The organism is Priestia sp. 10L35 (assembly GCF_056395685.1).
Genome location: NZ_JBFTKA010000016.1, coordinates 40,410 through 49,406, shown reverse-complemented (window position 1 = coordinate 49,406; position 8,997 = coordinate 40,410). Strand labels below are relative to the sequence as shown.

Below are 8,997 nucleotides of genomic sequence, written 5' to 3'. Positions count from 1 at the left end.
GTTCGCTCGACTTGCATGTATTAGGCACGCCGCCAGCGTTCATCCTGAGCCAGGATCAAACTCTCCGAAGAAATGTTTGACTTGCTCAATTTAAAAAATAAAAATTAACGTTGACGTTTGTCGCTTTGTTCAGTTTTCAAAGTTCAACCATCGCTCTTAAACGACTTTACTATCTTATCAAGTTATTAACGTAATGTCAACAACTTTTTTATTTCTTTTTGTTGTTTTCGCTTGTCTGCGTTAGCAACAGATATAAATATACCAAATCAATTTCATAAAAACAAGAGGTAAATTAAAAGTTTAAATTTTCTAATATTATTAACTAAAAAAAGATGGCCGTAGCCATCTCTTTTTTAGCGTTGACGCATATGTGGGAATAATAGTACATCACGGATTGACGGTGCATTTGTTAGTAACATAACAAGGCGGTCAATACCGATTCCTAGACCACCTGTAGGTGGCATACCATATTCTAATGCCTCAATGAAGTCATCATCCATCTCATGTGCTTCATCGTTTCCTTGTTCTTTCTCTTTCAACTGAGCTTCAAAGCGCTCACGTTGGTCAATTGGATCATTTAGCTCTGTAAATGCGTTCGCGTGTTCACGCGCAACGATAAACAGCTCAAAACGGTCAGTAAAACGCGGATCTTCCGCATTTTTCTTAGCCAATGGAGAGATTTCTACAGGATGTCCGTAAATGAACGTTGGTTGAATTAACTGCTCTTCTACTTTTTGTTCAAAGAATTCATTTACAATATGTCCATATTGCATATGTTCAGTGATTTCTACCCCGTGTTCTTTCGCTAAAGCACGAGCTTCTTCAACAGATGTTTCTCCCCAGAAATCTACGCCCGTATATTGTTTAATAGCATCGACCATATGAAGTCTTGTCCACTCTGGAGTTAAATCTACCTCTTGATCGCCATACTGAATCTTTGTTGTGCCAAGTACTTCTTGCGCAATGTGTGCAATTAAGTTCTCTGTTAAAGCCATGATATCTTTGTAGTCCGCATACGCTTCGTACAATTCGATCATTGTAAATTCAGGATTGTGACGTGTAGATACACCTTCATTACGGAATACACGGCCAATTTCGTATACTTTTTCTAATCCACCTACGATTAAACGTTTTAAATGAAGTTCTATCGCAATACGCATATAAAGTTCCATATCAAGCGCATTGTGGTGTGTCACAAACGGACGAGCTGCTGCTCCACCTGCGATTGAATGCATCATCGGTGTTTCAACTTCTAAATATCCATGATTATCTAAGTAACGGCGCATCGATTGAATAATGCGGCTTCTTGAGATAAATGTTTGTTTACTTTCTGGGTTTGTAATTAAATCTAAGTAACGTTGACGGTAGCGCTGTTCAATATCTTTTAAACCATGATATTTATCTGGAAGTGGACGAAGCGCTTTTGTTAGTAACGTAAAATCTTTTACTTTAATAGAAAGTTCGCCAACTTTTGTTTTGAATAAAACACCTTCAACCCCTACCAAGTCACCGATATCTACGCTGCTGAAGATTTCGTACTGTTCTTCGCCAATTGCATCTTTACGTACATAAAGCTGAATTTGTCCTGTTAAATCTTGAACGTGAGCGAAACCTGCTTTTCCTTTTCCACGCTTTGTCATAATACGACCAGCTAGTGACACAGGCACTTCATTTTCTTCTAACTGTTCTTTTGTTAACTCGTCATACTCACTAATTAATTGCTGTGATGTATGTGTACGTTCAAAACGTTGACCAAACGGATCAATACCTTGATCTCGTAGGTTGCTCATTTTTTCGCGACGAACGAGAAATTGATCATTTAATTCTTCATGACTCATCGTTTACTCATCTCCATCGTATAATTAAGTTTTCCGAAACAGAAAAAAGGCCAGCATGTTTACTGGCAACTACTACGTTTCTTTAAAATTATTATAGGTTCAGTCGTTTCTCTATGTCAAATCGCTTTATTCTTGCTTCGCTTCTCTTTTTCTTCGATTTCTCTAACAAGCTACCGAATAAACCCAAAACCTGCGAACCCAAATCTCAAAGTTTTCACTATGAACTCTACTTTACGCCAATATAAAAATGAATCAACTAATAAGATTCATTTTCACTTATGTAAATCATTACGATTATTTTCGAACATATCTAGTATACCCGTTGTTTGCTCTCGAAATAATTTTACATCTTTTAAATCTGATAAACGTGTTGTGATGGTTTCAACTTTTTCTTCTGCTACAGGGAGAATAAGAGATGGAGCTAGTTCGTTTAGAGGAACCATCACAAACGCTCGTTCAAACATTCGGGGATGAGGGACGCTCAGTCTATCCGTGTGAATGATTTCATTACTATAAAGTAAGATATCTAAATCAAGGGTTCTAGGTCCCCATACAATCTCTCTTTTTCGGCCTGCCGTTTGTTCAATGGCTTGCAAACAATCTAAAAGGTGCTCTGACGAATACGTTGTTTGTATTTTTACTACCATGTTTAAAAAGCTTGCTTGATTCGTATACCCGACAGGGGCCGTTTCATAAACAGATGAAACAGCCACTACCTTAATCTCAGAGTGTTTCATCAAGCCAGTAACTCCTGACTTCAAATGTTCCATTCGATTTCCAATATTTGATCCTAATGCAATATATGCTTCTGTTGTCATTCAACGGCTCCTTTTAATTTCAATAGCTACCGATTGATAATAACCGGGAATTGGCGGATCGGGTTTATATACCTTTACTGTACAAGCCTGCACGAGTTCGTAATTAGCAAGCAATTCAGATGCAATCGTTTCAGCCACCGTTTCAACTAACTTGAACGTGCGCTTCTCTACAACTTCCTGGCATGTTTGGTATAAATCTGCATAGCTCACCGAGTATTCTAAATTGTCCGTAGTACCAGCTTGCTTTAAATCCAGTTCCACAGCTAAATCCACGTGAAAACGCTGCCCTAATTTATTTTCTTCTGGAAATACGCCATGATAGCCATAGAAACGCATATCATTTACATAAATTTTATCCATCTTTAGTCTCTCCTTTCGCTTTTATACATGTAGCTCGTGTCGACTCATTAGCGACATCGTGTAAGAGCGATACTCTTTTTGCAACTGAGCTGTCAGCGTATGGTCTCCTACTGAAAACTGCTTATCCTTTATACTTCGAAGAGGTACGATTTCTTGAATGGAATTTGTAACGAAAGCTTCATCACCCTCCAAGAGCTGTTCCACCGTAAATAAGCCTTCTACAAACTCTATGTTTTTCTTTTGTAAAAGCGTAAAGATAAACTGTCTCGTAATTCCATTTAAGATACCTGTTTCAAGAGACGGCGTATATACACAATCATCTTTTACAAAAAATAAATTGGACACAATACCTTCCGCTAAGAACCCTTCTTTTGTTAAAAAGATACCCTCTTTATTTAAGTCTGAACCAACTTCTCGCTTAGCTAGTACATTATTTAAATAATGATGAGACTTTAACCTCATGGTTCCTTCAGGCGTATTTCGTTTCGTCTCAAGAATAAGCCCCTCTTTTACAAGGGGGCTCGATGGATGAGGCATTGATTTCATATATACGATTGTAGATGGCTTGTCGTATTCTTCCACCTGCAAGCCAATTCCGCCATTTCCTGCTGAGACATTTAATCGAACATACGCATTTCTCTCATTGTTTTTCATTAACAGACTATTAATGATTTCCAACACGTCCTGTGTAGAGTAGTCCCATACAATATTTAATTCACGTAAGCTGCTATGCAGTCGATCCAGATGGTCTTCCACTAGAAATGGATGACCTTCATACACTCGTAACGTTTCAAACAGCCCTAGGCCATACATATATCCGTGATCAAACGGAGAAATAGTGGCTTCAGACGCAGACTTTACTTCGCCATTTACGTATATATACATATCATTACACTCGCTTTTTTTCGTAAGTTTCAATAAAATTCTTCAGCATTTCTTTACCGTAAGAAGTCATGATAGATTCAGGATGGAACTGTACTCCTTCAATAGGTAATGATTTATGGCGAATCGCCATAATTTCATCTTCTGCTGTCCACGCTGAAATCTCAAAGCAATCCGGCAGTGAACTTTTTTCTACAATCAAAGAATGATAACGCGTTGCCGTGAACGGATTATCAAGACCTTTAAAGATAGTACGGCCATCATGATGCATTTCAGATGTTTTCCCGTGCATTAATTTATCCGCACGAATCACATTCCCTCCAAAAGCTTGCCCAATCGACTGATGCCCTAAGCATACGCCGAATATTGGAATCTTACCTGCAAAATACTCGATGGCTTCTAGACTGATTCCCGCTTCGTTGGGACTGCATGGTCCTGGGGAGATCATCAAGAAATCTGGATTTAGCACTTCAATTTCAGAAAGTGTAATTTCATCATTTCTTTTTACAAGAAGCTCATGCCCTAGCTCACCTAAATACTGTACTAAATTAAACGTAAAAGAATCATAATTATCAATCATTAATATCATCTTTACTCACCCTCACTCAGCTCATTTTCGCTCTGCTCTTTTGCTTTCCATAGTGCAATTGCTTTTTTCAGTGATTCTTTGTATTCGTGTTTCGGATTTGAATCAATCACAACACCCGCACCAGCCTGCACATAAGCTTGGCCGTCTTGAATAATCATAGTGCGAATCGCAATATTTAATTCCATATCTCCATTAAACCCAATCCAACCAATCGATCCTGTATAAATTCCTCTTCGAACTGGTTCAAGTTCTTCAATGATTTCCATTGTACGAACTTTAGGTGCTCCAGTAATCGTTCCTCCAGGAAAAACCGCATCTACGATATCTACAAAATCTTTGTTGCGCGCGAGCTTGCCTTTTACATTAGACACAATATGCATGACATGTGAATATTTTTCAATAACCATAAACTCGTCAACATGCACAGTACCATATTCGCTTACTCTACCAAGATCATTACGCTCTAAGTCAACAAGCATCACATGCTCTGCACGCTCTTTTTCGTTATGAATAAGCTCATCCGCTAACTGTTGATCTTCTTGATCATCCTTACCGCGGGAGCGTGTTCCCGCAATCGGTCTCGTACTGATTTCATCACCGGCTTTTTTCACTAATAGTTCTGGTGAACAGCTCACAATGTGAAATTCTTCTGTCTGCATATAAGACATGTAAGGTGACGGGTTGATTTTTCGTACCTGTTCGTAGATATGCATAGGATGAGTTTGAAGCTGTTGAGACTGTCGAACAGATAAGTTCACTTGAAACACATCGCCTTGCCCGATGTACTCATGTACGCGTGTTGTGGCATCTGAAAAAGCAGCTTCAGACATCGAAACCTCACTCTTTTCGGCAACACGATGAATCCGCTCATATGAGAGTCCTTCATCACTTGCCTCCATCCAGTCCTTTTTGTATTGATCAATACGCTTATGTGCCTGCTCTTTACAATCTGCTTCGTCATTAACGATAATCCAGAGCTTTTCCTTTTCTTGATCGTATACAAATACGTGATCGAAAATAAGGAAATAAACGTCCGGCGTTTTCAATGAATCTTCAGCAAGGTCAGGTATGGTTTCTACATAGCGGATATAATCATAGCTAATAAAGCCAATTGCTCCACCTTGAAAAGGAGGAAGATCTGGATTCACCTCTGCTTCAAACTTCTTCATCCAGTCTCGCATAAGATGAAGCGGATTACCTTTTTGAACAGTAACTTGGCCATCCGTTTTGATATGAAGCTCGTTTTGTTCGCCTCGCAAAATGGCTACAGGTTTTAATCCCATCATTTGAAACTTTCCGCCTCGACCGCTTTCAAGCAGGATATGATTCGGTTCCTCTTTTGACAACTCTTGATATTTTTTGAACCATTGGTTTTTAGAGATAGAAATAGATTCGCCCCAAGTCATTCTTTGCTGCATTTGTTCACTCTCCTAAAAATAAATCACCTGCTTTCATTTTACATGATTCTTAGATGAAAAAAAACAGCTTCATATAGAAGCTGTTTTTTTATCGTTTTTATGCTTGTGTTTGTTCCTCGAATTGGAACAATGGAGTACTTAGGTAACGCTCACCGTTACTTGGAATAATCGCTAACACTTTTTTACCTTTTCCAAGCTGTTTTGCAGCTTTTAACGCAGCATAAATCGCAGCCCCAGAAGAGATACCTACTAGTACACCTTCTGTTTTTGCTACTTTACGGGCATATTCAAAAGCTTGATCGTTTTGAACAGCGACAACTTCGTCATATACTTCCGTGTTAAGCGTATCCGGAACAAAGTTTGCACCAATTCCTTGAATTTTATGTGGTCCTGGTTGACCACCGCTTAAAATCGGAGAATCAGCTGGCTCTACCGCATAAATTTTGATATTTGGGTACTTTTCTTTTAACACTTCACCAGCACCTGTAATAGTACCGCCAGTACCGATACCTGCCACAAATCCATCTAGCTGATCGCCGAACTGCTCGATAATTTCTTTAGCCGTTGTTTGACGGTGCACTTCTGGGTTCGCCTCGTTTTGGAACTGCTGAGGAATAAAGTAGCCGTGCTCTTTTGCAAGCTCAGTTGCTTTATTAACCGCCCCTTTCATTCCTTCTGGACCTGGTGTTAATACTAACTCTGCACCGTATGCACGAAGCAGATTACGACGCTCAATACTCATCGTTTCAGGCATTGTTAAAATAGCACGGTATCCTTTTGCTGCAGCTACCATTGCTAAGCCAATTCCTGTGTTACCACTTGTTGGTTCAATGATTGTGTCGCCAGGTTTTAACACACCTTTTGCTTCCGCATCTTCAATCATCGCTAATGCGATACGATCTTTTACGCTGCTTCCCGGGTTCATAAATTCTAATTTTAAATATACATCCGCCATATCTTCTTCAACTAGACGGTTTAGTTTTACGATTGGTGTTTGACCAATTAACTCTGTAATTGAATTTGCAATACGTGCCATATGACCACTCCTAATACCAACTAATTTTATTGATTTTGTATACAATTTATCAGATGTTTTCTAAATTGTCAATCATTTTGTCTTTCCATTTACCTAATTTTGTTATATTTTTAGATCAATATATACAGAAATAGAACTTAATATCTATAAAAAAAGGCGCTCATTTATAAAATGACGCCTTTTAAGAATCTTTTATTTCATTTAAATTGCTTGTTTTTTCATTTCTTCAAGCTGCTTTTTATCAAAACGATAGGTCTCATTACAGAAATGACACTGGGCTTCAGCTTGGCCGTCTTCCTCAATCATCGATTGAATCTCTTCTTGTCCTAAGCTGATAATAGCATTGGCAATTCTTTCTTCTGAGCACTGACATTTGAACTCTACAGGCATTGTCTCCAGAAACTTCACATTTTCTTTTCCAAGAACTTCTTCTAAGATTTCCTCAGGAGAAAGACCTTTTTGAATCAGTTTTGAAATTGGTTCAATCGTCTGTAATCGTTGTTCAATAGCTGTAATCGTTTTATCATCTGTTCCCGGCAGAAGCTGAATGATAAATCCGCCCGCAGCTAAGATCGTGTTATCAGGGTTAACAAGTACACCTACACCTACTGAAGATGGGACTTGTTCAGATGTCACAAAATAATACGTGAAATCCTCTCCTAATTCTCCCGATACAATAGGTACTTGTCCGTTAAATTGATCACGCATTCCGATATCTTTTACGACACTTAACGTGCCCTCTGTACCCACAGCACGTGCTACATCTAATTTCCCATGCTGATTTAAATCGAAGTGCGTTTGTGGATTCGTTACATATCCACGCACTTCCCCTTTAGCATTGCTGTCTACTAAAATAACGCCAATTGGGCCGCGGCCTTCAATTTTAATTGTTAGCTTTTGCTCACCCTTTAGCATAGCCCCCATCATGACTCCCGCAGTCATTGAACGTCCCAATGCTGCAGAGGCTGTAGGCCATGTATAGTGACGGCGCTGCGCTTCTCCAACTGTATCCGTTGTTTTTACTGCATAAGCGCGAACTTGACTATTGTAAGCTAATGCTTTTACTAAATAGTCACCCATAATATACACCTCTTACTCCATATTTTTTGTATAAATTATTTGCAATCCTTTTAAAGTCAAAAATGGATCCACAATATCAATAATATCCGACTCTTTAGCAATCAATGTTGCGAGTCCTCCAGTAGCAATAACTTTAGGATTTACTGTTGCTTGCTCTTTCATTCTTGCTACAATTCCTTCTACTTGTCCAACGTATCCATATAAAATACCTGCTTGCATCGCAGATACTGTATTTTTTCCCACAATGCTATTTGGTCGCGCAATTTCAATTCGCGGAAGCTTAGATGCTCTTGAATAAAGAGCTTCTGTCGAAATATTAATACCAGGGGCAATCGCACCACCCATATATTGCTTATTTTCATCAATATAGCAATATGTGGTTGCGGTACCAAAATCAACGATAATTAAAGGGCTTCCGTATAGCTGAATTCCAGCAACAGCATTTACAATACGGTCTGCTCCCACTTCACGCGGATTTTCATATTTAATATTTAAACCCGTCTTAATTCCAGGACCAACAACAAGCGGCTTTAAATGAAAATACTTTTGACACATTCTCTCCAATGCAAACATAATAGGAGGAACAACAGAGGAAATAATAATACCATGAATATCTTTAAAAGATAAACTAACGTGCTCAAGCAAGGCTTTGATTGTCATGCCATACTCGTCTTCTGTTTTATTACGGCTTGTTTCTACACGCCAGTGATACTTCAATTCATCTCCATCGTATACACCTAATACCGTATTCGTATTTCCAACATCTAATACAAAAATCATTTCAATCACCACTTTATATAAATTCAGTATTCACACTGAAACCATCATACCATAACTGGTAAATAGACGTGTATATTCTAGATAAAATAGGAATATAATGACACGATTCTCTAGTGGATATCCTACTTATCCACCATATATACGAAAATCTTTTACCAAACCTAACTTTTGCCCATTAAAAAATCAGTGGAGAATA

Annotated in this window: 9 protein-coding genes and 1 rRNA gene; all 10 read right to left on the bottom strand. The window is 38.6% G+C overall.

Going from position 1 to position 8,997, the window contains the following annotated elements:
* Positions 1 to 71: ribosomal RNA gene (locus AC1DEF_RS27235) — 16S ribosomal RNA — on the bottom strand; the annotation flags it as partial.
* A gap of 282 nt (positions 72 to 353) precedes the next feature.
* Positions 354 to 1,838, bottom strand: a complete 1,485-nt coding sequence (gene lysS / locus AC1DEF_RS27230; RefSeq protein ID WP_013054894.1) for a lysine--tRNA ligase — start codon at positions 1,836 to 1,838, stop codon at positions 354 to 356.
* 272 nt (positions 1,839 to 2,110) lie between these two features.
* Entirely contained in the window at positions 2,111 to 2,656 is a 546-nt protein-coding gene (folK, locus tag AC1DEF_RS27225; RefSeq protein WP_028410339.1) for a 2-amino-4-hydroxy-6-hydroxymethyldihydropteridine diphosphokinase, read from the bottom strand.
* Positions 2,657 to 3,016 (bottom strand): dihydroneopterin aldolase, encoded by a 360-nt coding sequence (gene folB, locus AC1DEF_RS27220; protein WP_013054892.1) that lies wholly within the window; start codon positions 3,014 to 3,016, stop codon positions 2,657 to 2,659.
* Between the two features lie 21 nt (positions 3,017 to 3,037).
* Positions 3,038 to 3,901 (bottom strand): aminodeoxychorismate lyase, encoded by an 864-nt coding sequence (pabC, locus tag AC1DEF_RS27215; RefSeq protein ID WP_097825386.1) that lies wholly within the window; start codon positions 3,899 to 3,901, stop codon positions 3,038 to 3,040.
* 4 nt (positions 3,902 to 3,905) lie between these two features.
* Positions 3,906 to 4,487, bottom strand: a complete 582-nt coding sequence (gene pabA, locus AC1DEF_RS27210) for an aminodeoxychorismate/anthranilate synthase component II (RefSeq protein ID WP_013054890.1) — start codon at positions 4,485 to 4,487, stop codon at positions 3,906 to 3,908.
* A 2-nt stretch (positions 4,488 to 4,489) separates the two neighbouring features.
* Positions 4,490 to 5,905 (bottom strand): aminodeoxychorismate synthase component I, encoded by a 1,416-nt coding sequence (gene pabB, locus AC1DEF_RS27205; protein ID WP_097825369.1) that lies wholly within the window; start codon positions 5,903 to 5,905, stop codon positions 4,490 to 4,492.
* Between the two features lie 97 nt (positions 5,906 to 6,002).
* Positions 6,003 to 6,941 carry a cysteine synthase A gene (gene cysK, locus AC1DEF_RS27200; RefSeq protein WP_013054888.1) on the bottom strand — a complete coding sequence of 313 codons (939 nt, stop codon included), beginning with the start codon at positions 6,939 to 6,941 and terminating at the stop codon, positions 6,003 to 6,005.
* A 201-nt stretch (positions 6,942 to 7,142) separates the two neighbouring features.
* Positions 7,143 to 8,021 (bottom strand): Hsp33 family molecular chaperone HslO, encoded by an 879-nt coding sequence (gene hslO, locus AC1DEF_RS27195; protein WP_097825370.1) that lies wholly within the window; start codon positions 8,019 to 8,021, stop codon positions 7,143 to 7,145.
* 12 nt (positions 8,022 to 8,033) lie between these two features.
* On the bottom strand, positions 8,034 to 8,801 hold the full coding sequence (locus AC1DEF_RS27190) for a type III pantothenate kinase (protein ID WP_013054886.1): 768 nt from the start codon (positions 8,799 to 8,801) through the stop codon (positions 8,034 to 8,036).
* Positions 8,802 to 8,997 lie beyond the last annotated feature (196 nt).